This window comes from Streptomyces tibetensis, from assembly GCF_007655005.1.
Taxonomy (GTDB): domain Bacteria; phylum Actinomycetota; class Actinomycetes; order Streptomycetales; family Streptomycetaceae; genus Streptomyces; species Streptomyces tibetensis.
In genome coordinates this window covers 90,481-116,608 of the sequence record NZ_SZVW01000012.1, presented here as the reverse complement: position 1 = coordinate 116,608, position 26,128 = coordinate 90,481, and the positions used below count along the sequence as shown (strand labels likewise).

Sequence of the window (26,128 nt, the reverse complement as noted above, 5' to 3'; positions counted from 1 at the left end):
TGGTGAGAGGCACTGTGTCCACGCCTAAGAACAAGTCTTCCCGTGCGAGCGGGAGTGCTCCGGCGGACAACCAGGCCTCGTCCCACACGCTTCTGGAAGGGCGGCTCGGGTACAAGCTCGAGTCCGCCCTTCTGGTGCGCGCACTGACCCACCGGTCGTACGCATACGAGAACGGCGGTCTGCCGACCAACGAGCGTCTGGAGTTCCTCGGGGACTCCGTCCTCGGCCTCGTGGTCACGGACACGCTGTACCGCACCCACCCCGACCTGCCAGAAGGCCAGCTGGCCAAGCTGCGGGCCGCGGTGGTGAACTCGCGTGCGCTCGCCGAAGTGGGCCGCGGGCTCGACCTGGGCTCCTTCATCCGGCTCGGCCGGGGTGAAGAGGGCACGGGCGGCCGGGACAAGGCGTCCATCCTCGCCGACACGCTGGAAGCCGTGATCGGCGCGGTCTACCTGGACCAGGGACTGGACTCGGCGGCGGAGCTCGTGCACCGCCTGTTCGACCCCCTGATCGAGAAGTCTTCGAACCTCGGAGCCGGCCTGGACTGGAAGACCAGTCTCCAGGAGCTCACCGCGACCGAAGGGCTCGGTGTCCCCGAGTACCTGGTCACGGAGACCGGCCCCGACCACGAGAAGACCTTCACTGCTGCCGCCCGCGTCGGAGGCGTCTCGTACGGCACCGGCACCGGCCGCAGCAAGAAGGAGGCGGAGCAGCAGGCCGCCGAGTCCGCATGGCGGTCCATCCGGGCCGCGGCGGACGAGCGCGCCAAGGCGGCGAAGGACGCCGAGGCGACGCAGACGGCAGCCGCTCAGGCCGCCCAGACGGTCGCCGACGGCAGCGCCGGCGACTGACCGCCGCCGCCCTCACCGGGCGGCAAGCACAGCGCACCCGAGCGCCCGCCCCTGCCCGGGGCGGGCGCTCGCGTCATCCGCAGGTCCGTGACGGGGGAGACATGCCCGAGTTGCCCGAGGTCGAGGTCGTGCGGCGCGGTCTCGAGCGGTGGGTCGCCCACCGGACCGTCGCCGAGGCCGAGGTACTGCACCCGCGCGCGGTACGCCGCCATCTCGCGGGCGCCGACGACTTCGCACACCGTCTGAAGGACCACCGCATCGGCGTCCCCAGCCGGCGCGGCAAGTACCTGTGGCTGCCCCTTGAGGACACCGACCAGTCGATCCTGGCCCACCTCGGCATGAGCGGCCAGCTCCTGGTCCAGCCGCACACCGCCCCGGACGAGAAGCACCTGCGCATCCGCGTCCGCTTCACCGACGCCGCGGACACCGAACTCCGCTTCGTCGATCAGCGCACCTTCGGCGGCCTCTCGCTGCACGACAACACCCCCGACGGTCTGCCGGACGTCATCGCGCACATCGCCCGGGACCCGCTCGACGAGCTCTTCGACGACGAGGCTTTCCATCAGGCGCTGCGCCGCAAGCGGTCCACGATCAAGCGGGCCCTGCTCGACCAGTCGCTGATCAGCGGCGTCGGCAACATCTACGCGGACGAGGCCCTGTGGCGCGCCCGCATCCACTACGAACGCCCGACCGCGACCTTCACCCGCCCGCGCACGCTGATGCTGCTGGGGCATGTGAGGGACGTGATGAACGCGGCCCTCGCGGTGGGCGGCACCAGCTTCGACAGCCTGTACGTCAACGTCAACGGCGAGTCGGGCTACTTCGACCGGTCGCTCGACGCGTACGGGCGCGAGGGCCTGCCCTGCCGGCGCTGCGGCACGCCCATGCGGCGACGGCCCTGGATGAACCGGTCGAGCTACTACTGCCCGAAGTGTCAGCGGCCGCCCAGGATCACGCCTTAGCGGAGTCGTACCGCTCGCGCGCGGCCAGCACCTGCTCCATGCTGCCCTCCACGAAGTGGATCAGGGCGAGCAGCCGCTCGGCCACGTCCCGCCCGAGCGGTGTCAGTTCGTAGTCCACCCGGGGCGGATTGGTCGGCTGGGCCTCGCGGTGGACCAGTCCGTCGCGCTCCAGGGCGTGCAGCGTCTGGGACAGCATCTTCTCGCTCACGCCGTCGACCCGGCGGCGCAGCTCGTTGAAGCGCAGCGACCCCTCGTACAGGGCGCCGAGCGCGAGGCCGCCCCAGCGGCCCGTGACGTGCTCCAGCGTGCCGCGCGACGGGCAGGCCTTGGCGAACACGTTGAACGGGAGGTCTTCGAGGCCCTCCGTGAGCCCCTCGGTGGTGGTCATAGGCCCAGCGTACGCCAGCGCAGCGCCGACCAGTAGATTGCGCTAACCAAAAGTTAGCGCAGCCGGCAATGGGGTGACGGCTTTCTCACGCCGTCGTCGTCGGGTGCCCTTCGACGGCCCCGAGACGGCCCGGCAGGTGGAGTGGAGGCCTTGAGGGCAGGCCACATGCTCCGCTGCTGCTCCTGTGACCGAGTCTTCGAGGAGGGAGAGTCATCGGGTGACGGTCCCGAGCCGGCACCGGTGGCCCCTGGGTCTCTGACCTGCGGCTGTCTCAGTAGCCGAAATTCTGCGTCCACCAGGGGCCACCGGAGCCGAGCTCGACCCCCACGCCCAGCGTCTTGAAGTCGCAGTTCAGTATGTTGGCGCGGTGACCGGGGCTGTTCATCCAGGCGTCCATCACGGCCGCGGCGTTCGCCTGGCCGCGGGCGATGTTCTCGCCGCCGAGGTTGGATATCCCGGCCTTCTCGGCCCGGTCCCAGGGGGTGTGGCCGTCCGGGTCGGTGTGGTCGAAGAAGCCGCGCGCAGCCATGTCCTCGCTGTAGCTCTGGGCCAGGTCCGTCAGAGCGCTGTTCGCGGCGACCGGGCTGCAGCCCACCTTGGCCCGCTCCTCGTTCACGAGGCTGAGTACCTGAGCCGCGGCGGCGGACTCCCCGGACAGGGCGGCGGAGGCGCTGGGTGTCCTCGGCGCCTTCGTGGCCGTACGGGAGGGCGTGGTCTCCGGCTTCTCGCTCGGGGTGGCCGCCGGCTTCTGCTTCTCCGGAGTCTTCTCCTGCGTCTTCTCGGGCTTCTCCGGCGTCTTCGTCGGCGCGGCCGAGGTCTTGGAGGCGGACGGCGACGGTGTGCCGGACCGCTCGGCGTCCCGGCTGGTGGACGTCTCGTCCCGGCTGTCGGCACTGCCGGCGGTGCCGCCCTGCTCGACCGGGGTGTTCGTCGGCGTGTCCCCGGCCTGGACCTTGTCGGCCCCGCCGCCCCCGCCGAGCTTGTAGTTGTCGAGGCCGGGCACCGCGCCTGTGGCGACCGCGACCGTGCCGAGGGCGACGGCGGCGGAGACGCCGAGCAGCCCGGTGCGCATCGGCCGGGCGGCCTTCTTACGGCGGCGATGGGAGCCGGCGCGCCGGGCGCCGCCGTCGGGCGTGAAACCGTCGCTCGCGAAGACGGTCGTGTCGCCGTAGCGGTCACCCGCGGCGGACCCCTCGGCGGCGAACAGGTACGCCTCGCTCTTCGCGTAGCTGTCGGCGTACGCCTCCGGGTTCAGATAGGGCGCGATGCCCATCGTCGGGGCGTCGTCCGCGGCGGGGTACAGCGGATCGTGACCCTCCGCGAAGCCGTCGGCGTGGGTGATTCCCGTGGCGCGGCCCGTGGCGGCGCGGCCGGCGTCGGAGCGTCGGTGGCGTCCCATGTCCTGGCCTTCCTCGTCCTGGCGGTCGACTCGTCCTCGAGATCAACACCAAACTCACTCGATCGTGTGAGTTTCATATGAGATTCGTTGAGGGGGGACGGTACCGCATGGCGCAAGTGGAGGAAGTGCCCGGAGAGAGTTTGGGCGGTTAGGTTGCAGTCATGAGCGAGGATGTGCGACTGGTCGCCTGGGTGCGTGGACGCGTCCAAGGTGTGGGTTTCCGCTGGTTCACGCGGGCCAAGGCATTGGAGATCGGCGGCCTGAGTGGCTTTGCTCTCAATTTGGGCGACGGCCGTGTCCAAGTGGTCGCCGAGGGCGGGCGCGAGGGCTGCGAGGGCCTGCTGGAGTGGCTCCAGGGCGACGACACGCCCGGCCGCGTGGACGGCGTCACCGAGATCTGGGACACACCACGCGGCGGCTACGACGGCTTCGCCATCCGCTGATCACGCCCGCCGGACGGCTCCCGAGGTGGCCTCCGGGGGGTGTGCCGACAGTCGCCCGGAGAGGAAACTTGCTGGTGATTGCCGGAACCGCTTGCCTTGCCACGCTCCGCACGCAAGGATGATCGCCACGCCCCGAGGGCCCCGCAGAAGCCGCAGTACGGCCGTTCCAGGCCGCGCGCGCCCGGGCCGCCCTCCAATACGGGGCGTGATCGTGTTGACCGTCAAACTTTTTGGTGAGACGCTGAAAGCCCCGCGCACCTTAGCTGTTTGGCATGGCTGAACGGCAGTACAACTCCAGGCCCTGCCAAAACCGCGGGTGCGAATCCCTCACGACCCACACCGCAGCGGTCGGTCACGCATTGTGGAGGACCATCCATCATGGCAAAGGCGCTTCTCGGTTACGTCGGCGGCTCCGACCCGCGACTCCTCGCCGAGATGCGACGGCTCCAGCAGCGCGTCCAGGACCTGGAATCCGAGCTCGGACGAATCCAGGCGGAGAACGAGGCGCTGACGGCTGCCGCTTCTCACGACAGGATCATGGAGAGCGTTGACGCACACCAGGCGGAGCCTGCGCTCACCTGATCACTGCATCGCTCCACAACAGCACAGCAGTGGTTGGGACGCCCGTCACAACCGCCTAGTTGTCAGAAGTGCAAGGGACGCCCCTGTCGGCGTCCCTTCTTTCTTTGCCCCCGCATCCTTTCACCGTCTTTAACGTCTGATGTGCCCTGCGCGTTCAGTGGCGAAACCGCGGGTTCATGGAGTGAGACACACCCGGGCGGTAGAGTCCGGCGGCGTGCACCTCAAGGCCCTGACCCTCCGCGGGTTCAAGTCGTTCGCCTCGGCGACCACCCTCCGGTTCGAGCCGGGGATCACGTGCGTCGTCGGACCGAACGGCTCGGGCAAGTCCAACGTCGTCGACGCGCTCAGCTGGGTCATGGGCGAGCAGGGCGCCAAGTCGCTGCGCGGCGGCAAGATGGAGGACGTCATCTTCGCCGGCACCACCGGCCGCCCTCCGCTGGGCCGCGCCGAGGTGTCCCTGACCATCGACAACTCCGACGGGGCCCTGCCCATCGAGTACGCCGAGGTCACCATCACGCGGATCATGTTCCGCAACGGCGGCAGCGAGTACCAGATCAACGGCGACACCTGCCGTCTCCTCGACATTCAGGAACTCCTCTCCGACTCCGGCATCGGCCGCGAGATGCATGTGATCGTCGGGCAGGGCCAGCTCGACTCCGTGCTGCACGCCGACCCCATGGGCCGGCGCGCTTTCATCGAGGAGGCCGCCGGCGTCCTCAAGCACCGCAAGCGCAAGGAGAAGGCGCTGCGCAAGCTGGACGCGATGCAGGCCAACCTCGCGCGCGTGCAGGACCTCACCGACGAGCTCCGGCGCCAGCTCAAGCCCCTCGGCCGCCAGGCCGCCGTCGCCCGCAGGGCCGCCGTCATCCAGGCCGACCTGCGCGACGCCCGGCTGCGCCTGCTGGCCGACGACCTCGTGCGGCTCCGGGAGGCCCTCAAGGCCGAGATCGCCGACGAGGCCGCGCTGAAGGAGCGCAAGGAGTCCGCCGAGCAGGAGCTGCGCAAGGCGCTCCAGCGCGAGGCCCTCCTGGAGGACGAGGTCCGCCGGCTCACGCCGCGACTCCAGCGCGCCCAGCAGACCTGGTACGAGCTCTCCCAGCTCGCCGAGCGCGTGCGCGGCACCATCTCACTGGCCGACGCCCGGGTGAAGAGCGCCACCTCGGCGCCCCCCGAGGAGCGCCGCGGACGCGACCCGGAGGACATGGAGCGCGAGGCCGCCCGGATCCGTGAGCAGGAGGCCGAGCTGGAGGCGGCCCTGGAGGCGGCCGAACGCGCCCTGGAGGACACGGTCGCCCACCGCGCCGAGCTGGAGCGCGCGCTGACCCAGGAGGAACGGCGCCTGAAGGACGCCGCCCGTGCCATCGCCGACCGGCGTGAGGGCCTCGCCCGCCTCAGCGGCCAGGTCAACGCCGCCCGCTCCCGCGCGGCCTCCGCCCAGGCCGAGATCGAACGCCTGGCCGCCGCCCGCGACGAGGCGCAGGAACGTGCCGTCGCCGCCCAGGAGGAGTACGAGGCCCTCAAGGCCGAGGTCGACGGCCTCGACGCGGGCGACGCCGACCTCGCCGAACAGCACGAGTCGGCCAAGCAGCAGCTCACCGACGCCGAGGCCGCCCTCACGGCCGCCCGGGAGGCCGCCACCCAGGCGGAACGGAAGCGGGCCGCCACCCAGGCCCGCCACGAGGCCCTGGCTATGGGCCTGCGCCGCAAGGACGGCACCGGAATACTGCTCGCGGCGAAGGACCGCATCTCCGGCCTGCTCGGCCCGGCGGCGGAGCTCCTGACGGTGACCTCCGGCCACGAGGTCGCCCTGGCCGCCGCGTTCGGGGCGGCGGCGGACGCCATCGCGGTCACGTCCCCGGCGTCCGCGGCCGACGCGATCCGGCTCCTCCGCAAACAGGACGGGGGCAGGGCCACCCTTCTCCTGGCAGGAGATGACGCCCTCAGGGGCGCGGGGCTGTGTGGATCTGCGGCTCCGCCGCGGGGCGCGACCAGCCACAACGGCCCTGCAGACGCCCGCCACACCTACGCCGCGGACCTGGTCCGCGGCCCCTCCGACCTGATGCCGGCCGTCCGCCGGCTGCTCCACGGAATCGTCGTCGTCGGCACCCTCGAAGACGCCGAAGACCTCGTATACAGCCACCCCCACCTCACCGCGGTCACCGCCGAAGGCGATCTGCTGGGCGCCCACTTCGCCCACGGCGGCTCCGCCGGCGCCCCCAGCCTCCTCGAAGTCCAGGCCTCCGTCGACGAGGCCGCCGCCGAGCTGGAGGAGCTGGCCGTCCGCTGCGAGGCGCTCACCGAGACGCAGCACGCGGCGGTCGACAGGCGCAGGGAATGTGCCGCCCTGGTCGAGGAGCTGGGGGAGCGGCGCCGGGCCGGCGACCGGGAGAGGTCGGCCGTCGCCCAGCAGCTCGGCCGCCTCGCCGGGCAGGCACGAGGCGCGGCGGGGGAGGCCGAGCGGTCCGCCGCCGCGGCGGCCCGGGCGCAGGATGCCCTGGACAAGGCGCTCCAGGAGGTCGAGGAACTCGCCGAGCGGCTCGCCGTCGCCGAGGAGATGCCGATGGAGGAGGAGCCCGACACCTCCGCACGGGACCGGCTCGCCGCCGACGGTGCCAACGCGCGCCAGACCGAGATGGAGGCCCGGCTCCAGGCCCGTACGCACGAGGAACGGGTCAAAGCGCTGGCCGGGCGGGCCGACTCCCTGGACCGGGCCGCGCGCGCGGAGCGCGAGGCACGCGCGCGTGCCGAGCAGCGACGGGCCCGGCTGCGGCACGAGGCGGCCGTCGCCGAGGCCGTCGGCTCCGGTGCCCGGCAGCTGCTCGCGCACGTCGAGGTCTCCCTGGCCCGCGCCGACGAGGAGCGCACCGCCGCCGAGGCCGCGAAGGCCCGCCGCGAGCAGGAACTCGCCCGCGCCCGCACCGAGGGGCGTGATCTCAAAGGCGAGCTCGACAAGTTGACGGATTCGGTCCACCGTGGCGAGGTACTCGGCGCCGAGAAGCGGCTGCGCATCGAGCAGTTGGAGACCAAGGCGCTGGAGGAGCTGGGTGTCGAACCGGCCGGGCTGGTGGCGGAGTACGGACCACACCAGCTCGTGCCGCCCTCGCCCCCCGCCGAGGGTGAGGAGCTGCCGGAGGACCCGGAGCACCCCCGCAACCGGCCCAAGCCGTATCTCCGGGCCGAGCAGGAGAAGCGGCTGAAGGCCGCCGAGCGTGCCTACCAGCAGCTCGGCAAGGTGAACCCGCTCGCCCTGGAGGAGTTCGCGGCACTGGAGGAACGCCACCAGTTCCTCAGCGAGCAGCTCGAGGACCTGAAGAAGACGCGGGCCGATCTCCTGCAGGTGGTGAAGGAGGTCGACGAGCGCGTCGAGCAGGTCTTCACCGAGGCCTTCCGGGACACGGCCCGGGAGTTCGAGGGCGTCTTCAGCCGGCTGTTCCCCGGGGGCGAGGGGCGGCTGATCCTCACCGACCCCGACAACATGCTCACCACGGGCGTGGACGTCGAGGCGCGCCCGCCGGGCAAGAAGGTCAAGAGGCTGTCGCTGCTCTCGGGCGGGGAGCGGTCGCTGACCGCGGTGGCGATGCTCGTGTCGATCTTCAAGGCACGGCCCAGCCCGTTCTACGTCATGGACGAGGTCGAGGCCGCCCTCGACGACACCAACCTCCAGCGCCTCATCCGGATCATGCAGGAGCTCCAGGAAGCCTCCCAGCTGATCGTGATCACCCACCAGAAGCGCACCATGGAGGTCGCCGACGCGCTGTACGGCGTCTCCATGCAGGGCGACGGTGTGTCGAAGGTCATCAGCCAGCGTCTCCGCTAGATGCGTGTGCGTTACACCGGCCTCACCTGCGCCTCTTCATGACTTCAACACTTGAACACATTGCCCCCACATTCCTGCCTCAGATTCTCAGTCGCTGACCTATTGACTTCGAAACTTGAAGGCATAGTCTCGGCAACGTTCCTTTTACCTTCAGGTACCTTCAGGTGGCACCTCGAAGGGCTGATCCCCTCCGGCAGCGTTGCCGGTGGCCCGAGGAGTACACGTGACCAGCACAGCGCAGGCACCCCAGTCAGGAGCCAGGACGGCTCACCCCGATCATCTCGGGCACGTCATCTTCATCGCGGCGGCAGCAGCGATGGGCGGTTTCCTCTTCGGCTACGACAGCTCCGTGATCAACGGCGCCGTCGAGGCCATCCGTGACCGCTACGACGTGGGCTCCGCGGCCCTCGCCCAGGTCATCGCCATCGCCCTCATCGGCTGCGCCGTCGGCGCAGCGACCGCCGGCCGCATAGCCGACCGCATCGGCCGCATCCGGTGCATGCAGATCGCGGCGGCCCTCTTCACCGTCAGCGCCGTCGGCTCCGCGGTGCCCTTCGCGCTGTGGGACCTCGCCTTCTGGCGTGTCGTCGGCGGCTTCGCCATCGGCATGGCCTCCGTGATCGGCCCGGCCTACATCGCCGAGGTCGCCCCGCCCGCCTATCGCGGCCGGCTCGGCTCCTTCCAGCAGGCCGCGATCGTCATCGGCATCGCCGTGTCGCAGCTGGTCAACTGGGGTCTGCTGAACGCCGCCGGTGGTGACCAGCGCGGCAAGCTGATGGGCCTGGAGGCCTGGCAGGTCATGCTCGGCGTCATGGTCGTCCCGGCCGTCCTCTACGGCCTGCTCTCCTTCGCCATCCCCGAGTCCCCGCGCTTCCTGATCTCCGTCGGCAAGCACGAGCGCGCCCGGGAGATCCTCGCCGAGGTCGAGGGCAAGGACGTCGACCTGAACGCCCGTGTCGCCGAGATCGAGGGCGCCATGCAGAGCGAGCACAAGTCGAGCTTCAAGGACCTGCTCGGCGGCGGCTTCTTCTTCAAGCCGATCGTCTGGATCGGCATCGGCCTGTCGGTCTTCCAGCAGTTCGTCGGCATCAACGTCGCGTTCTACTACTCCGCGACGCTGTGGCAGTCGGTCGGCGTCGACCCCGCCGACTCGTTCTTCTACTCCTTCACCACGTCGATCATCAACATCGTCGGCACCGTCATCGCGATGATCTTCGTCGACCGCATCGGCCGCAGGCCGCTCGCGATCATCGGCTCGGTCGGCATGGTCGTCGGCCTGGCCCTGGAGGCCTGGGCGTTCTCCCACCACCTCGTGGACGGCAAGCTGCCGGCCACGCAGGGCTGGATCGCCCTGATCGCCGCGCACGTCTTCGTCCTCTTCTTCGCCCTGTCCTGGGGTGTGGTCGTCTGGGTCATGCTCGGCGAGATGTTCCCGAACCGGATCCGGGCCGCCGCCCTGGGCGTGGCCGCCGCCGCGCAGTGGATCGCCAACTGGGCCATCACCGCGAGCTTCCCGTCGCTGGCCGACTGGAACCTCTCCGTGACCTACGTGATCTACACCGCGTTCGCCGCGCTCTCGATCCCGTTCGTCCTGAAGTTCGTCAAGGAGACGAAGGGCAAGGCCCTGGAGGAGATGGGCTAGACCCCTCCCGCGACTCGGGGGGAAGGGCCAAGTCCCCGCTGCCCCTCTCCCCGTAACCCGCCGCCGCCCCGGTTCGGTCACTGCCCGAGCCGGGGCGGCGGTCTGTCGTGCACCGGACTTCGACCTCCGGCCGACGTCAGCGATCCAGGCCCGGCAGCACCCGCTCGCAGAACAGCTGCAGGCTCCGCCACCCCTCCTCCACCGGCATCCCGCCCGCCAGCGGATGCAGGACACAGGACTCCAGCCCCAGCGCCACGCACGCCTCCGGGGTGAGGATCCGGTACACGCCCTCCGCGCGCAGCTCCTCGACCGTCGCCGCGGCCGACTTCACCGCCGAGCGCATCCCGCCCGGCTGCCAGGAGGCGTACGTCCGCGCCTCGTGCAGGAAGTGCCGCCCGTACTGCGCCCAGGCACGGTCCGGATCCTCCGCCACGTGCAGCAGGGGCGTCTCGGCGGCGGGCATCATCACCCAGCCCTCGGTGCCGTACTCGACGAGCAGTTCCTTGTAGTACGCCTCCAGCTCCGGCAGGTGGGCGCTGGGGAAGAAGGGCAGTCCGAGCCGGGCGGCGCGGCGGGCCGCTGCCCGGGACGAGCCCCCGACCAGGAGCAGCGGGTGCGGTTCGGTGCACGGACGCGGGGTGACGCGGACCGTGCGGCCCCGGTAGGAGAAGGGCTCGCCCGTCCAGGCCGCCAGCAGTGTCTCCAGCAGCTCGTCCTGGAGTCTCCCGCGCCGAGCGAAGTCCACCCCGAACAGCTCGTACTCCTGCGGCCGGTACCCGATCCCGGCGACCGTCACCAGCCGCCCGCCGCTCAGCAGGTCCAGCACGGCGATCTCCTCGGCCAGCCGCAGCGGGTCGTGCAGCGGGCCGATGATCGCCGAGACGGTGACCGCGACACGCCGGGTCGCACCGAAGACGGCCCCCGCGAAGGCGAACGGCGACGGCAGCCAGTTGTTGTCCGCCCCATGGTGTTCCTCCGTCTGCACCGTGCTCACACCCCGGTCGTCGGCGTACGCGGCCATCTCCAGGGCCGCCCGGTAGCGGGCACCGAGCTGGGCGGGCGTCGCCCCGGGAGCGACGAGGTTGAAGCGTACGACCGTGACGGGCATGGGGGCGTCTCCCTCCGCCGGGCGGGTGTCCGGGGGACGTTAGCTGACGATGCGTCAGACATCCAGGGGTGTGGAGATCCGGCGGCGCCCGGCCCGGCGGGGCGGTGTGAGCGGGGTGACCCGGGGGCCCATGACTGATACTGGACCCGTTATGGACATCGTCATCCTTGCTGTAGTCATCGCCGTGGTCGTGCTCGGCGCGCTCGGCGGGCTCATCGTCGGCAGCCGGCGCAAGAAGCAGCTGCCCCCGCCCCCGCCCGCAGCGCCCGACATCACCGCCCCACCGGCCGAGCCGCACGTCGGCGACGAGGCCGAGACGCCGCGGGAGGAACCGCGGCGCACCATCGAGGAGGTGGATCTCCCGGACGGCTCGGCTCCGGTCGTAGTCGAGGAGCCGCCCGCCGAAGCTCCCCAGATCGAGATCCCGGAACCGACCGCCGGCCGCCTGGTGCGGCTGCGGACCCGGCTCTCCCGCTCGCAGAACGCCCTCGGCAAGGGGCTGCTCACCCTGCTGTCGCGCGAGCATCTCGACGAGGACACCTGGGAGGAGATCGAGGACACGCTGCTCACCGCGGACGTCGGCGTGCAGCCCACCCAGGAACTGGTCGAGCGGCTGCGCGAGCGGGTGAAGGTGCTCGGCACCCGCACCCCCGAGGAACTGCGCACCCTGCTCCGCGAGGAACTGGTCACGCTGGTCGGCCCCGACATGGACCGCGTGGTCAAGACCGAGCCGGAGGACCGCAAGCCGGGCATCGTCATGGTCGTCGGCGTCAACGGCACCGGCAAGACCACCACCACCGGCAAGCTCGCCCGCGTCCTGGTGGCCGACGGGCAGAGCGTCGTGCTCGGCGCCGCCGACACCTTCCGCGCCGCCGCCGCCGACCAGCTCCAGACCTGGGGCGAGCGCGTCGGCGCCCACACCGTGCGCGGACCGGAGGGCGGCGACCCGGCCTCCGTGGCCTTCGACGCGGTCAAGGAGGGCAAGGAGACGGGTGCGAACGTCGTGCTCATCGACACCGCCGGCCGCCTGCACACCAAGACCGGACTCATGGACGAGCTCGGCAAGGTCAAGCGGGTCGTGGAGAAGCAGGCCCCGGTCGACGAGGTGCTGCTCGTCCTGGACGCCACCACCGGACAGAACGGCCTGGTGCAGGCCCGGGTCTTCTCCGAGGTCGTCGACATCACCGGCATCGTGCTCACCAAGCTCGACGGCACGGCCAAGGGCGGCATCGTGGTCGCGGTCCAGCGCGAGCTGGGTGTTCCGGTCAAGCTCGTCGGCCTCGGCGAGGGCGCGGACGACCTGGCGCCGTTCGAGCCGGAGGCGTTCGTCGACGCCCTTATCGGAGAGTGAGTGCGCCACTCAGCCGTGGAGTGACCTCCGGACATCCGTATCCGCACACGAAGCGCCCGCCCCGATGCGCGATCGGGACGGGCGCTTCGCTGTGTACGTCCGTAACGGACTAGGCCCGCGACCGGTGTGCCACGTAGGCCAGCGTGCCCAGCACCAGGCGGGCCTCCGGCGGCCGGCACGCCGAGTCCAGGGCGGGGGAGCGCAGCCAGCGCACCGGGCCCAGGCCGCCGCGGTCGGAGGGCGGGGCGGTGATGTACGAGCCCGGGCCGAGGCCGTGCAGATCGAGGGAGTCAGGGTCGTCCCAGCCCATGCGGTACAGCAGGCCGGGGAGATCGGCGGCGGCGCCGGGCGCGACGAAGAAGTGCGCCCGGCCGTCCGGGGTCGCGGCCACCGGGCCGACGGGCAGACCCATGCGCTCCAGCCGGGCCAGTGCCCGGCAGCCGGCGGGCTCGGCCACCTCGATGACGTCGAAGGCCCGGCCGACCGGGAGCATCACCGAGGCGCCGGGGAACTCGCCCCACGTCTCGGTCACGGCGTCCAGCGTCGCGCCGGCCGCGAGCACCGGCGCGAAATCGAGCGGGTGCGCGCCCGGCGCGGGGCAGTCGCCGCGGCCGCAGGAGCAGGCGCCGGCCGAGGCCCGGGCGCCCGGCACCACGTCCCAGCCCCACAGCCCGGTGTACTCGGCCACGGCCGTGCCGTCCGACGTGCGGCGGCGGCGTGAGCCGGACCGGATGTCGCGCATGCCACGGTTGATGCCGATCGTGAACCCCATGCCCCCTCCAACGGGTCCGGCGCCCGGTGGTTACGCAGCGGACGCGGTACGTGACTCTCTGTTTCCGCCTTCCCGATGGCGGCCCGCCCACTCGGCGCCCGGATGTGCCCCGGGTGGCGCGTCCGGCGGCGCGCGCCCCCAAGTGCATCGCTGCACCCACTCTTGGTTGTGCTGTGTCAAGTGAATCGCGCCCAGGCGTACGTGAGTTCATTCGAAGGGGTGGCGAATGGTGGCGTTTCCGTGTGAGCCGTGGCTGGACGGGTGATCGTAGGATTACTCTGTGTGCACGAGCCCTGGGGGCACATGCGCTCGTGGGTATGCCGGAGGCAAGTCGTCATTCCGTTCGAAGGGTGACAAGGGCCGGACGGAGGGCCGTACGAAGCGGCATGCTGATAGGGCTTGGCGCACTCGGCGACAAGTGGTCTCAGGGATGGGGGCGTTCCAGTGAGCGGCAACGGCGGAAGCGGAACGAGCGCTGCGAGCGCGACGCACGCTGACAAGCGCCCCAACGAGCTGCTCACCTCCTGGTTCGTGCGCAGCGGCTGGTCCAAGGGCGAGCTCGCCCGCCAGGTCAACCGCAGGGCACGGCAGCTGGGCGCCAACCACATCTCCACGGACACCTCGCGGGTGCGCCGCTGGCTCGACGGCGAGAACCCCCGCGAGCCGATCCCCAGGATCCTGTCCGAGCTGTTCTCCGAGCGCTTCGGCGTCGTCGTCTCCGTCGAGGACCTGGGCCTGCGCACCGCGCGCCAGTCGCCCTCCGCGACCGGCGTCGACCTGCCCTGGACGGGCCCGCAGACCGTGGCCCTGCTCAGCGAGTTCTCGCGCAGCGACCTCATGCTGGCGCGGCGCGGCTTCCTCGGGAGCTCGCTGGCCCTGTCTGCGGGCCCGGCCCTCATCGAGCCCATCCAGCGCTGGCTCGTGCCCTCGCCCCCGGCCCCGCGCTCCGAGCCCGGTCATACGGGCGGCTCCGGGCGTGCCCGCGGCCGGCTCTCCAAGCCGGAGCTGGACCTCCTGGAGTCCACGACGGTGATGTTCCGGCAGTGGGACGCCCAGTGCGGCGGAGGCCTGCGCCGCAAGGCGGTCGTCGGACAGCTGCACGAGGTGACGGACCTCCTCCAGGAGCCCCAGCCGGAGTCCACCACCCGACGCCTGTTCAAGGTCGCCGCCGAACTCGCCGAGCTGGCCGGCTGGATGTCGTACGACGTCGGGCTCCAGCCGACGGCCCAGAAGTACTTCGTCCTCGCGCTGCACGCCGCCAAGGAGGCCGGTGACCGGCCGCTCGGCTCGTACGTGCTGTCCAGCATGAGCCGCCAGATGATCCACCTCGGTCGGCCCGACGACGCGCTGGAGCTGATCCACCTCGCGCAGTACGGCAGCCGCGACTGCGCCAGTCCGCGCACCCAGTCGATGCTGTATGCGATGGAGGCCCGCGCCTACGCCAACATGGGGCAGCCCGGCAAGTGCAAGCGGGCGGTGCGGATGGCCGAGGACACCTTCTCCGAAGCCGACGAGTGGGACGAGCCGGACCCCGACTGGATCCGCTTCTTCTCCGAGGCCGAGCTGCACGGCGAGAACTCCCACTCCTACCGCGACCTGGCCTATGTCGCGGGCCGCAGCCCCACGTACGCCTCGCTGGCCGAGCCCCTGATGAACCGGGCTGTGAAGCTCTTCGCCGAGGACGGCGAGCACCAGCGGTCGTACGCACTGAACCTGATCGGCATGGCCACGGTGAACCTCCTCCAGCGCGAGCCCGAGCGGAGCACGGTATTCGCCACCGAGGCCATGCAGGTCGCCAAGAAGGTCCGCTCCGAGCGCGTCAACACCCGGATCCGGAAGACGGTCGACACCGCCGCCCGCGAATTCGGCGACCTCGGTGAGGTCGTCGACCTCACCGAGCGGCTCGCGGCGGAACTGCCCGAGACCGCCGAGGCGGTCTGAGAAGCCGTCCGACCTCCCTGAACCCCGGCCGTGGCCGGCCCTCCCGAACTGCCCGACTCGGCTCCCCCATGCCAGGTCATCGGAAGGCCGACCGCGGCCGGTCTGTGCGCCCACGGCTGCCTGAAAGCCGAAGGTTGCGCCACGATAACGATCGGCTCGCCCGCAATCCGGCAGTTCATCGACGCGTAACACAGAAGGCGCCTTCGTCACGGTCGCGAAACAACGAGGGGCTTCGACGGAAACCGCGCTGCGTCAATCTCGTGGCGCATAACCGGCCCACCCCTCATTCCGCTCGAGGCTTCGCCCGCACGGGGCCGTACCAATGACGAGGAGACGCCGATGGCACCAGCCATCACCCTTGCCGCAGAAGCGCCCAAGCTGTCTGCCGCGAACACAGGGTTCATGCTCATCTGTTCCGCCCTGGTGATGCTCATGACGCCGGGCCTGGCCTTCTTCTACGGAGGCATGGTTCGCGTCAAGAGCACCCTGAACATGTTGATGATGAGCTTCATCAGCCTCGGGATCGTCACCATCCTGTGGGTGCTGTACGGCTTCTCCATGGCGTTCGGCACCGACTCGGGCAGCCTCATCGGCTGGAACTCCGACTGGCTCGGCCTCGACAAGATCGGCCTTACGGAGCTGTGGCCCGGCTACACCATCCCGGTGTTCGTGTTCATGGTCTTCCAGCTGATGTTCGCGATCATCACCCCCGCCCTGATCAGCGGTGCTCTCGCGGACCGGGTGAAGTTCAGCGCGTGGGCGCTGTTCATCGCCCTGTGGGCCACGGTCGTCTACTTCCCGGTCGCGCACTGGGTCTGGGGCGCCGGCGGCTGGGCCTTCGAGCTGGGCGTCATCGACTTCGCCGGCGGTACGGCGGTCCACATCAACGCCGGTGCCGCGGCGCTCGGCGTGATCCTCGTCATCGGCAAGCGCGTCGGCTTCAAGAAGGACCCGATGCGCCCGCACAGCCTGCCGCTGGTCATGCTCGGCGCCGGTCTGCTGTGGTTCGGCTGGTTCGGATTCAACGCCGGCTCCTGGCTCGGCAACGACGACGGCGTCGGCGCGCTGATGTTCGTCAACACGCAGATCGCCACCGCCGCCGCCATGCTGGCCTGGCTCATCTACGAGAAGATCCGCCACGGCGCGTTCACCACGCTGGGCGCCGCCTCCGGCGCGGTCGCGGGCCTGGTCGCCATCACCCCGTCCGGTGGCGCGGTCACCCCGCTCGGCGCGATCGCGGTCGGCGCCATCGCCGGTGTGCTGTGCGCCATGGCCGTCGGCCTGAAGTACCGGTTCGGCTACGACGACTCCCTGGACGTCGTCGGTGTCCACCTGGTCGGCGGTGTCCTCGGCTCCCTGCTGATCGGCTTCTTCGCCAGCGGCAAGGGCCAGTCCACGGCCGAGGGCCTCTTCTACGGCGGCGGCCTGACCCAGTTCTGGAAGCAGTGCGCCGGTGTCTTCGCGGTCCTCGCCTACTCCCTGATCGTCTCCGCGATCCTCGCCTTCATCCTGGACAAGACCATGGGCATGCGGGTCACCGAGGACGACGAGGTGGCCGGCATCGACCAGGCCGAGCACGCCGAGACCGCATACGACTTCAGCGGCGCCGGTGGCGGTGCCGCCAAGACGGCCGTCACGGCCCCCGTCGCCGCAGCCGCGAGCAAGAAGGTGGACGCATGAAGCTCATCACCGCCGTCGTGAAGCCGCACCGGCTCGACGAGATCAAGGAGGCCCTCCAGGCCTTCGGCGTACACGGCCTGACGGTCACCGAGGCGAGCGGCTACGGTCGTCAGCGGGGCCACACCGAGGTCTACCGGGGCGCCGAGTACACCGTCGACCTGGTCCCCAAGATCCGCATCGAGGTCCTGGTCGAGGACGACGACGCCGAGCAGCTGATCGACGTCGTGGTCAAGGCGGCCCGCACCGGCAAGATCGGTGACGGCAAGGTCTGGTCGATCCCGGTCGACACGGCCGTACGGGTCCGGACCGGCGAGCGCGGTCCCGACGCGCTCTGAAGACCCTCGAGGCAGGCAACGGAACAGGAGTCGCTGGGTGACGGGTACGGACGTGCAGAAGGAAGCAGAGGACTCGGGACCCAGCGGCTACGCGGCGGCCCGGCTGCGTCTCCTCACCGAGGAGGCGCGGTCCGGGCCGCCGCGCCGTGCGGCGCTGGCCGAGCTCACGGACGACTGGCTCACCGGCCTGTTCGCGGCGGGCGCCGAGGGCCTGCGCGGGGCCTCCCTCGTCGCCGTCGGCGGCTACGGACGCGGCGAGCTGTCCCCGCGCAGCGACCTCGACCTGCTCCTGCTGCACGACGGCAGCGACGCCAAGGCCGTCGCCGCCCTCGCCGACCGACTCTGGTACCCCGTCTGGGACCTGGGCCTGGACCTCGACCACTCCGTCCGCACACCGGCCGAGGCCCGCAAGACCGCCGGTGAGGACCTCAAGGTGCAGCTCGGACTGCTGGACGCCCGGCACATCGCCGGTGACCTCGGCCTCACCGCCTCGCTGCGTACGGCCGTCCTGGCCGACTGGCGCAACCAGGCCCCCAAACGCCTGCCCGAACTCCAGGAACTGTGCGCCGAACGCGCCGAGCGCCAGGGCGAGCTGCAGTACCTGCTGGAACCCGACCTGAAGGAGGCCCGCGGCGGACTGCGCGACGCCACCGCGCTGCGCGCCGTCGCCGCCTCCTGGCTCGCCGACGCCCCGCGCGAGGGCCTGGCCGACGCCCGGCGCCGGCTCCTGGACATCCGGGACGCCCTGCACCTGGCCACCGGGCGCGCCACCGACCGGCTCGCCCTCCAGGAGCAGGACCAGGTGGCCGCCGAGCTGGGCCTGCTCGACGCGGACACCCTGCTGCGGCAGGTGTACGAGGCGGCCCGGCTCATCTCGTACGCCAGTGATGTCACCTGGCGCGAGGTGGGGCGCGTCCTGCGGTCGCGCGCCGTGCGGCCCCGGCTGCGCGCCATGCTGGGCGGCGGGCGGGCGCTCGGCAGCGGGAAACCGACCGCCGAGCGCTCTCCGCTGGCCGAGGGTGTGGTGGAGCAGGACGGCGAGGTGGTGCTCGCCCGCGCCGCGCGCCCCGAACGCGACCCCGTGCTGCCGCTGCGCGCCGCGGCCGCCGCCGCGCAGGCCGGCCTCCCGCTCTCGCTGCACGCCGTACGGCGCCTGGCGGCCACCGTGCGCCCGCTGCCCACGCCCTGGCCCGCCGAGGCCCGTGAACAGCTCGTCACCCTGCTCGGCTCCGGCCGCCCCACCATCGAGGTCTGGGAGGCGCTGGAGGCGGAGGGGCTGATCACCCGGCTGCTGCCCGACTGGGAGCGGGTCCGCTGCCGCCCGCAGCGCAACGCCGTGCACCTGTGGACCGTCGACCGGCACCTCATCGAGACCGCGGTGCGCGCCTCCGAGTTCACCCGCCGGGTCAGCCGCCCCGACCTGCTGCTGGTCGCCGCGCTGCTGCACGACATCGGCAAGGGCTGGCCCGGCGACCACTCCGTGGCGGGCGAGATCATCGCCAAGGACGTGGCCACCCGCATCGGCTTCGACCGCCACGACGTGACCGTCATCGCCACCCTCGTGCGGCACCACCTCACGCTGATCGACACCGCGACCCGGCGCGACCTGGAGGACCCGGCCACCGTGCGCTCGGTCGCCGAGGCCGTCGGCTCCGAGGGCACGCTGGAGCTGCTGCACGCGCTCACCGAGGCCGACGCCCTCGCCACCGGCCCGGCAGCCTGGTCGTCCTGGCGCGGCTCGCTCGTCGCCGACCTGGTCAAACGGGTCTCGGCGGTGCTCGCCGGCGACGCCCCGGACGACCCCGAGGAGGCCGCGCCGACCGCCGAGCAGGAGCGGCTCGCCCTGGAGGCGGCCGCGACGGGCAGCCCGGTGCTCTCGCTGCGGGCCCAGACCGAGCCGCCCGCCGGGCAGGAGCCGTCCGGCGACCCCGAGCCGCTCGGCGTGGAGCTGCTCATCGCCGTGCCCGACCAGCCCGGGGTGCTGCCCGCGGTGGCCGGCGTCCTCGCCATGCACCGGCTGACCGTTCGCACCGCGGAACTGCGCTCCCTGCACCTGCCGGACGGCGTGGACGGTTCCGTCCTGCTGCTGGACTGGCGCGTCGCGGCCGAGTACGGCTCGCTGCCGCAGGCCGCCCGGCTGCGCTCGGACCTCGTCCGGGCCCTGGACGGCTCCCTGGACATCGCCGGCCGCCTCGCCGAACGGGACGCGGCCTATCCGCGCCGCCGGGGCGTGATCGCCCCCGCGGCCCGGGTGTCGGTCCACCCGGCCGCCTCCCGGCTGGCCACGGTCATCGAGGTCCGCTCCCAGGACGCCCCGGGCCTGCTGTTCCGCATCGGCCGCGCCCTGGAGGACGCGAACGTGCGGGTGCGCAGCGCCCATGTCTCGACCCTCGGCGCCAACGCCGTCGACGCCTTCTACGTGACCGGCCCGGAAGGCGCGCCGCTGCCCGGCGACGAGGCGGCGGCGGTGGCGCGGAAGCTGGAGGAGACACTGCGAGGGTGAGGCCGACCCGGCGACTTGTCACGCCGGGATACCCTGGAGGGCGATTCCCTGTAGCCACCGACCCCGAGGACCGCGAGCGCCGTGTTCGATACTCTTTCCGATCGCCTCTCAGCGACCTTCAAGAACCTGCGCGGCAAGGGACGGCTCTCCGAGGCGGACATCGACGCCACGGCGCGCGAGATCCGGATCGCGCTGCTCGAGGCGGACGTGGCGCTTCCCGTCGTCCGGACGTTCATCAAGAACGTCAAGGAGCGCGCCCTCGGCGCCGAGGTCAGCAAGGCGCTGAACCCCGCCCAGCAGGTCCTCAAGATCGTCAACGACGAACTGGTCACGATCCTCGGCGGCGAGACCCGGCGCCTGCGCTTCGCCAAGAACCCGCCCACCGTGATCATGCTGGCGGGTCTCCAGGGTGCCGGTAAGACCACCCTCGCGGGCAAGCTCGGCCACTGGCTGAAGGAGCAGGGCCACTCGCCGCTGCTGGTCGCCTGTGACCTCCAGCGCCCCAACGCCGTGAACCAGCTGAGCGTCGTCGCCGAGCGCGCCGGCGTCAGCGTCTACGCGCCGGAGCCGGGCAACGGCGTCGGTGACCCGGTCAAGGTCGCCAAGGACTCCATCGAGCACGCCAAGTCCAAGGTCCACGACATCGTGATCGTGGACACCGCCGGCCGTCTCGGTATCGACCAGGAGATGATGCAGCAGGCCGCGGACATCCGCGACGCCGTCTCCCCGGACGAGATCCTGTTCGTCGTCGACGCGATGATCGGCCAGGACGCGGTCAACACCGCCGAGGCCTTCCGCGACGGCGTCGGCTTCGACGGCGTGGTGCTCTCCAAGCTCGACGGTGACGCCCGCGGTGGTGCCGCCCTGTCGATCCGGCAGATCACCGGCAAGCCGATCATGTTCGCCTCCAACGGCGAGAAGCTCGACGACTTCGACGCGTTCCACCCTGACCGGATGGCCTCCCGCATCCTCGACATGGGTGACCTGCTCACCCTGATCGAGCAGGCGGAGAAGACGTTCAGCCAGGAAGAGGCCGAGAAGATGGCCTCCAAGCTGGCGTCCAAGAAGGGCCAGGACTTCACCCTGGACGACTTCCTGGCCCAGATGGAGCAGGTCCGCAAGATGGGCTCCATCTCCAAGCTGCTCGGCATGCTGCCGGGCATGGGCCAGATGAAGGACCAGATCAACAACCTCGACGAGCGGGACGTCGACCGCACGGCCGCCATCATCAAGTCGATGACCCCGGCCGAGCGCCAGGAGCCGACGATCATCAACGGCTCGCGCCGCGCCCGTATCGCCAAGGGCTCCGGCGTCGAGGTCAGCGCGGTCAAGAACCTCGTCGAGCGGTTCTTCGAGGCCCGCAAGATGATGTCCCGCATGGCCCAGGGCGGCGGCATGCCCGGGATGCCGGGGATGCCCGGCATGGGTGGTGGCCCCGGCCGCGCCAAGAAGAAGCAGAAGCAGGCCAAGGGCAAGCAGCGCTCCGGCAACCCGATGAAGCGCAAGCAGCAGGAGCAGGAGGAGGCCGCCCGCCGGGCCGCCGCGGCCGAGGGCGGTAGCGCCTTCGGACTGCCGCAGCAGGGCGGCAAGGACTTCGAACTGCCCGACGAGTTCAAGAAGTTCATGGGCTGACGGCCCGTCCCGACCGCGCTGAGGGCGCCCCCCTGTCGAAAGGGGGGCGCCCTCAGCGGCGTGTCGGCGGCTCGCCGGTCAGCCGTTCGGGAACTTCCAGACGTACGGCTCGCCGTCCTCCTCGGACCAGTGGACCTCGACGCTCTTGGCGTTCGCCGGGACCACGTACGTCTCGCAGAAGGCATGCGGTGGATCAGATGAAGCGTTCATGATCCACTTGATGGGACCACAAGCTCCCCTTGGTGCTTTCTTCACACCATTCACGCCTGCATCGGGAGTGCTGTGCTGTTCCTCAGGGTGTCCGGGCGATCAGGTACCGGAACACGTTCGGCATCCACACCGTCCCGTCCTGCCGCTGGTGCGGATGCAGGGCCTCGGTCAGCTCCTTGTCGACCTGCGCCTGGTCCGTCGCCGTCATCGCCGCGTCGAACAGACCCGTGGATTTCAGGCCGCGTACCGCGCTGTCCACGTCGGCGTAGCCGAAGGGGCACGCCACCCGCCCCGACCCGTCCGGCCTGAGCCCGGCCCGGTGGGCGACGTCCTCCAGGTCGTCCCGGCAGGCGGGGCGCCAGCTGCCCGAGGTGCGCAGCGGCTCGGCCAGCTTCGTGGCCACCCGCATCACGGACGCCGTGGCGCAGCGCTCCGGCGGACCCCAGCCCGCCAGCACCACGGCCGCACCGCGCCGGGCGAGCGGCATCGCCTCCGCGAGTACTCCGGCCAGCCCCTCCGAGTCGCCCGCCAGGCACCCGATCGGCTCGAAGGCGGTCACCAGGGTGTAGCCGGGAGCGCCCGGCTCCGCGGTGTCCCGGGGCGAGCCGTCGACCAGCCGGGCTTCCGGACGCGCACGCGTGCCCGCCGCCTCGGGGCGCAGCCGCTCCCGCGCCAGGGCCATTCTTTCGGGGGAAGCGTCGACACCGGTGACCGCCGCTCCCCGGGCGGCGGCCATCAGCAGGGAGAGCCCGGAACCGCAGCCGAGGCCGAGCAGCCGCGTCGCGGGACCCACGTCCAGTCGCTCGTAGACGGCCTCGTAGAGCGGTACGAGCATCCGCTCCTGGATCTCGGACCAGTCACGCGCGCGTGCACGCAGGTCCACGCGGGGTGCGGCCCCCGCGTGAGGCAGGTGCTGCCGCACGAGCGTAGGTGTCATAAGTAAGCGCCCCAATCCGCCGAGAGTTGCCTCTTGCCCGATTCCATGGCCCCCGTGACAGTGCGCTCGCACTACCCCCGTATGCCAGGAAACTCCCCCCTCGACCCGTCGTCCAGTGGAATGCGGCAGGGTCTGTGAGTTGTCATGTGCCTATGGCGAGATTTCACATTCCGGCAATCTGGGCCCGTACCATCTCGCCATGGCGAAGGCACCTGTTCTCACCCCTCGGGCGGACGATTTCCCGCGCTGGTACCAGGACTTGATCACCAAAGCGGAGCTCGCCGACAACGGGCCGGTGCGCGGCACCATGGTCATCCGACCGTACGGATACGGGCTGTGGGAGCGGATGCAGGCGGAGATGGACGCCCGCATCAAGGAGACGGGCACCCAGAACGCGTACTTCCCCCTGCTGATCCCCGAGTCGTACCTCGCCCGGGAGGCCGACCACGTCGAGGGCTTCGCGCCCGAGCTGGCCGTCGTCACCCACGGTGGTGGCAAGGAGCTCGAAGAGCCCGCCGTGGTCCGGCCCACCTCCGAGATGATCATCAACGAGTACTTCTCGAAGTGGGTGCAGAGCTACCGTGATCTGCCGCTGCTTATCAACCAGTGGGCGAACGTCGTGCGCTGGGAACTGCGGCCTCGCCTGTTCCTGCGGACCTCCGAGTTCCTCTGGCAGGAGGGTCACACCGCGCACGCCACCTACGAGGAGGCGCGCGATTTCGCCGCGCGCATCCACCGGGCGGTCTACGAGGACTTCATGCTGAACGTCCTCGCGATGGACGTCGTCCCCGGCCGCAAGACCGTCAGGGAGCGGTTCGCCGGCGCGATCAACACCCTCACCCTCGAAGGCATGATGGGCGACGGCAAGGCCCTGCAGATGGCCACGAGCCACGAACTGGGCCAGAACTTCGCGAAGGCCTTCAACACCCGGTACCTGTCCAAGGGCGGCCGGCAGGAGCTGGTCTGGCAGACCTCCTGGGGTTCCACCACCCGCATGATCGGTGCCCTGGTGATGATGCACGGCGACGACAACGGCCTGCGCGTCCCGCCGCGGCTGGCGCAGATCCAGGCCGTCGTGCTCGCGATCAAGGGCGACGAGACGGTTCTGGCCAAGGTCCGTGAGCTCGGCGACCGGCTGAAGGCGGCCGGTGTCCGCGTCCACGTCGACGACCGCACCGACACCCCCTTCGGCCGTCGCGCGGTCGACTGGGAGCTCAAGGGCGTGCCGGTCCGGATCGAGATCGGCCCGCGCGACCTGGAGAACGGCACCGCGATGCTGGCCCGCCGCATCCCCGGAGGCAAGGGCCCGGTGCCGCTGGACGAGCTGGTCGCGCTGCTGCCGAAGGTCCTCGAAGAGGACCAGGCACTCCTGCTGGAGCAGTCCCGTGAACGCCGGGAGTCCCGTACGGCCGAGGTCTCCACCTTCGAGGAGGCCGTCGAGGTGGCCACCGACGGCGGCTGGGCCCGCATCCCCTGGGCCGTCCTGGGCGAGGAGGGCGAGGCCAAGCTCGCCGATCGCGCGGTGACCGTACGGTGTCTGGTCGCCGAGGACGGGTCGGTGCCGGACGCCGACGACGCACCCGGTAACGTCGCGGTCGTCGCACGCGCTTACTGAGTGAGGCGCAAGGCGGCCGAAACGCCTCTTGCGGATCCACACACCTCTGTCGCCCCGGCGCGCGGACGTGTTCTGCGCCCCAGCTGGCGCACGGACGTGTTTTACGCCCCAGCCAGAGGGTGGCCCGAAGGGCCTCGGTTGAGGGTGGTGGCGGGAGACGGGCGGGCGTACGCGGGAGTACGCACCACCTTGTGGTGAGCTGTGAGGCTTATCCACAGATCTGCGCACCCGCCCTCGTCAGGACGCATCAGAGGCAACTGACGGGTACGTGCAAATTATTTGGGATGGCCCGGAATCGGAACACTGGGGCACCCCGGCTCGTTGTCATTACGTGAGCACGACACAGACACCACCTGTACTCGCCGCAGAGCTGGCACAGGCGTGGGCCGATATTCAGCGGTACCACCCCGAGCTGCCCGACCTTGCCGCGCCAGAGTCCCTGATCGGGGAGTCGTCGTCCGCGTGCGGTCACGAGCTCTCCTTCGAGCGACTGCTCCATGAGGCAGTCCATGGCATCGCCGCCTCGCGCGGCGTTCGCGACACCTCCCGTGCCGGCCGCTACCACAACCGCAGATTCCTCGCGATCGCCGAGGAGCTGGGCCTGGACCACCCCGAGGAACCGCATCCCAGCAGCGGATTCTCCCTGGTCACGCTCACCCCCGAGGCGAAGCGCCGTTACCGCCCGACGATGGAGCGTCTCCAGCGTGCCCTGAAGGCCCACACCGCGGCGACCTCCTCCGACACGTCCCGCACCTTCCGGGGTCCGGCCGCCCGGCACGGCTCCTCGGGCGGCGGTGTACGCGTCAAGGCGGTCTGCGACTGCGGACGCAACGTCCGGGTCGTCCCGTCCGTCCTCGCCCAGGCCCCGATCGTCTGCGGCGGCTGCGGCAAGCCGTTCCGGATCCCGGACATCGTGGGAGCGGTAGCGAGCTGACGCCCCGCACCGGCATCTCGTGGCTGCCGGTCTTCGGCGCAGGGCTCGGGCCGATGGCGCACCCGACGTGCCTCACCTCTCACGCCGGGTGCGCCATCGGCGTGCCCGCACAGCGGATCAGGCCCCCGGCCCGGAGCGACCCGCCGGGTGTGGCACAATGGCTAGCTGTACTCGACAGCCGCACAGGAACCCTCTCGCCTCCGGCTGACGCGTCCATCGGGCACTCGGGTACCGCAACCCCACGCGGCATTCTCGCCGTGCCCAACCACGTCAAATCCAGGAGAACCCACTCCCGTGGCAGTCAAGATCAAGCTGAAGCGTCTGGGCAAGATCCGTTCGCCTCACTACCGCATCGTCGTCGCCGACTCCCGTACCCGCCGTGACGGCCGGGCCATCGAGGAGATCGGCAAGTACCACCCGACGTACAACCCGTCGGTGATCGAGGTCGACGCCGAGCGTGTGGCGTACTGGCTCGGTGTCGGCGCCCAGCCGACCGAGCCCGTGATGGCCATCCTCAAGAAGACCGGCGACTGGCAGAAGTACAAGGGCGAGCCCGCCCCGGCTCCGCTGCTGACGCAGCCCGAGAAGGCCGCGCGCCCGTCGTTCGAGGCCATCGGCGGCGACGACGAGGGCAAGGGTGAGGCGATCACCCAGAAGAAGAAGGCCGAGAAGAAGGACGAGGCCGCCGAGTCCGCTTCGACCGAGGCCTGAGCATGCTCGAGGAGGCTCTCGAGCACCTCGTGAAGGGCATCGTCGACAACCCTGACGATGTGCAGGTCGCCTCGCGCAACCTGCGTCGCGGTCGCGTGCTCGAGGTCCGGGTCCACCCGGACGACCTCGGCAAGGTGATCGGCCGCAACGGCCGCACCGCTCGTGCCCTGCGTACCGTCGTGGGCGCCATCGGCGGCCGGGGCGTCCGCGTCGACCTCGTCGACGTGGACCACGTTCGCTGACGCTTTCGGAGCAGTTCCGGCTCGGGCCGGGGAGGGCCACTGGGCCGTCCCCGGCCCGCAGTCGTATGACAGG

Annotated in this window: 22 protein-coding genes; 16 read left to right on the top strand and 6 right to left on the bottom strand. The window is 71.0% G+C overall.

Going from position 1 to position 26,128, the window contains the following annotated elements:
- Nucleotides 1–2: 2 nt before the first annotated feature.
- Nucleotides 3–851, top strand: coding sequence for a ribonuclease III (gene rnc / locus FDO69_RS21190; RefSeq protein ID WP_104781440.1), 849 nt, complete (start codon nt 3–5; stop codon nt 849–851).
- Between the two features lie 101 nt (nt 852–952).
- A complete protein-coding gene (gene mutM, locus FDO69_RS21185; protein WP_104781439.1) occupies nt 953–1,813 on the top strand; it encodes a bifunctional DNA-formamidopyrimidine glycosylase/DNA-(apurinic or apyrimidinic site) lyase in 861 nt (286 codons plus the stop codon).
- Here the strand turns inward: mutM and FDO69_RS21180 are convergent.
- Entirely contained in the window at nt 1,803–2,201 is a 399-nt protein-coding gene (locus tag FDO69_RS21180) for a winged helix-turn-helix transcriptional regulator (RefSeq protein WP_104781438.1), read from the bottom strand. The genes mutM and FDO69_RS21180 overlap by 11 nt on opposite strands.
- Nucleotides 2,202–2,472: 271 nt before the next feature.
- On the bottom strand, nt 2,473–3,600 hold the full coding sequence (locus FDO69_RS21175; RefSeq protein ID WP_104781437.1) for a CAP domain-containing protein: 1,128 nt from the start codon (nt 3,598–3,600) through the stop codon (nt 2,473–2,475).
- A gap of 161 nt (nt 3,601–3,761) precedes the next feature.
- On the opposite strand from FDO69_RS21175, the gene FDO69_RS21170 reads away from it, so the two are divergent.
- From FDO69_RS21170 to FDO69_RS21155, 4 genes are all read left to right on the top strand, one after another.
- Nucleotides 3,762–4,043: an acylphosphatase gene (locus FDO69_RS21170; protein WP_031108009.1), complete on the top strand. Its 282-nt coding sequence runs from the start codon at nt 3,762–3,764 to the stop codon at nt 4,041–4,043.
- 378 nt (nt 4,044–4,421) lie between these two features.
- The gene (locus FDO69_RS21165) at nt 4,422–4,625 is read left to right on the top strand and encodes a hypothetical protein (RefSeq protein WP_030852030.1); all 204 of its coding nucleotides are present in this window, start codon (nt 4,422–4,424) and stop codon (nt 4,623–4,625) included.
- A 214-nt stretch (nt 4,626–4,839) separates the two neighbouring features.
- Nucleotides 4,840–8,442, top strand: coding sequence for a chromosome segregation protein SMC (gene smc, locus FDO69_RS21160; protein WP_104781436.1), 3,603 nt, complete (start codon nt 4,840–4,842; stop codon nt 8,440–8,442).
- 223 nt (nt 8,443–8,665) lie between these two features.
- Nucleotides 8,666–10,084, top strand: coding sequence for a sugar porter family MFS transporter (locus tag FDO69_RS21155; RefSeq protein WP_104781435.1), 1,419 nt, complete (start codon nt 8,666–8,668; stop codon nt 10,082–10,084).
- A gap of 136 nt (nt 10,085–10,220) precedes the next feature.
- On the opposite strand, the gene FDO69_RS21150 is transcribed toward FDO69_RS21155, so the two are convergent.
- The gene (locus tag FDO69_RS21150; protein WP_104781434.1) at nt 10,221–11,192 is read right to left on the bottom strand and encodes an LLM class flavin-dependent oxidoreductase; all 972 of its coding nucleotides are present in this window, start codon (nt 11,190–11,192) and stop codon (nt 10,221–10,223) included.
- 151 nt (nt 11,193–11,343) lie between these two features.
- Between FDO69_RS21150 and ftsY the strand changes: the two genes are divergently transcribed.
- Nucleotides 11,344–12,543 (top strand): signal recognition particle-docking protein FtsY, encoded by a 1,200-nt coding sequence (gene ftsY / locus FDO69_RS21145; RefSeq protein WP_104781433.1) that lies wholly within the window; start codon nt 11,344–11,346, stop codon nt 12,541–12,543.
- A gap of 109 nt (nt 12,544–12,652) precedes the next feature.
- On the opposite strand, the gene FDO69_RS21140 is transcribed toward ftsY, so the two are convergent.
- Nucleotides 12,653–13,315, bottom strand: coding sequence for a bifunctional DNA primase/polymerase (locus FDO69_RS21140; protein WP_104781432.1), 663 nt, complete (start codon nt 13,313–13,315; stop codon nt 12,653–12,655).
- A gap of 444 nt (nt 13,316–13,759) precedes the next feature.
- On the opposite strand from FDO69_RS21140, the gene nsdA reads away from it, so the two are divergent.
- From nsdA to ffh, 5 genes are all read left to right on the top strand, one after another.
- Nucleotides 13,760–15,256, top strand: coding sequence for a transcriptional repressor NsdA (gene nsdA / locus FDO69_RS21135; RefSeq protein ID WP_104781431.1), 1,497 nt, complete (start codon nt 13,760–13,762; stop codon nt 15,254–15,256).
- 339 nt (nt 15,257–15,595) lie between these two features.
- Nucleotides 15,596–16,936, top strand: a complete 1,341-nt coding sequence (locus tag FDO69_RS21130) for an ammonium transporter (RefSeq protein ID WP_104781430.1) — start codon at nt 15,596–15,598, stop codon at nt 16,934–16,936.
- On the top strand, nt 16,933–17,271 hold the full coding sequence (locus FDO69_RS21125; RefSeq protein WP_003993253.1) for a P-II family nitrogen regulator: 339 nt from the start codon (nt 16,933–16,935) through the stop codon (nt 17,269–17,271). Before FDO69_RS21130 ends, FDO69_RS21125 begins: the two co-directional genes overlap by 4 nt.
- Before the next feature lie 37 nt (nt 17,272–17,308).
- Nucleotides 17,309–19,774, top strand: coding sequence for a [protein-PII] uridylyltransferase (locus FDO69_RS21120; RefSeq protein WP_104781429.1), 2,466 nt, complete (start codon nt 17,309–17,311; stop codon nt 19,772–19,774).
- An 81-nt stretch (nt 19,775–19,855) separates the two neighbouring features.
- Nucleotides 19,856–21,406, top strand: a complete 1,551-nt coding sequence (gene ffh, locus FDO69_RS21115; protein ID WP_104781428.1) for a signal recognition particle protein — start codon at nt 19,856–19,858, stop codon at nt 21,404–21,406.
- Nucleotides 21,407–21,484: 78 nt separating this feature from the next.
- On the opposite strand, the gene FDO69_RS42725 is transcribed toward ffh, so the two are convergent.
- Nucleotides 21,485–21,616, bottom strand: coding sequence for a hypothetical protein (locus FDO69_RS42725; protein ID WP_267896247.1), 132 nt, complete (start codon nt 21,614–21,616; stop codon nt 21,485–21,487).
- Between the two features lie 82 nt (nt 21,617–21,698).
- The gene (locus FDO69_RS21110) at nt 21,699–22,553 is read right to left on the bottom strand and encodes a methyltransferase domain-containing protein (RefSeq protein WP_104781427.1); all 855 of its coding nucleotides are present in this window, start codon (nt 22,551–22,553) and stop codon (nt 21,699–21,701) included.
- A gap of 199 nt (nt 22,554–22,752) precedes the next feature.
- On the opposite strand from FDO69_RS21110, the gene proS reads away from it, so the two are divergent.
- The 4 genes from proS to FDO69_RS21090 all read left to right on the top strand — a co-directional run bounded on the left by proS (nt 22,753) and on the right by FDO69_RS21090 (nt 26,055).
- Nucleotides 22,753–24,168: a proline--tRNA ligase gene (gene proS / locus FDO69_RS21105; protein ID WP_104781426.1), complete on the top strand. Its 1,416-nt coding sequence runs from the start codon at nt 22,753–22,755 to the stop codon at nt 24,166–24,168.
- A 331-nt stretch (nt 24,169–24,499) separates the two neighbouring features.
- The gene (locus tag FDO69_RS21100) at nt 24,500–25,102 is read left to right on the top strand and encodes a hypothetical protein (protein ID WP_104781425.1); all 603 of its coding nucleotides are present in this window, start codon (nt 24,500–24,502) and stop codon (nt 25,100–25,102) included.
- Between the two features lie 294 nt (nt 25,103–25,396).
- Complete coding sequence (gene rpsP, locus FDO69_RS21095) at nt 25,397–25,813, top strand: 30S ribosomal protein S16 (protein WP_104781424.1); 417 nt, start codon at nt 25,397–25,399, stop codon at nt 25,811–25,813.
- Nucleotides 25,814–25,815: 2 nt separating this feature from the next.
- A complete protein-coding gene (locus FDO69_RS21090; RefSeq protein ID WP_003973401.1) occupies nt 25,816–26,055 on the top strand; it encodes an RNA-binding protein in 240 nt (79 codons plus the stop codon).
- Nucleotides 26,056–26,128 lie beyond the last annotated feature (73 nt).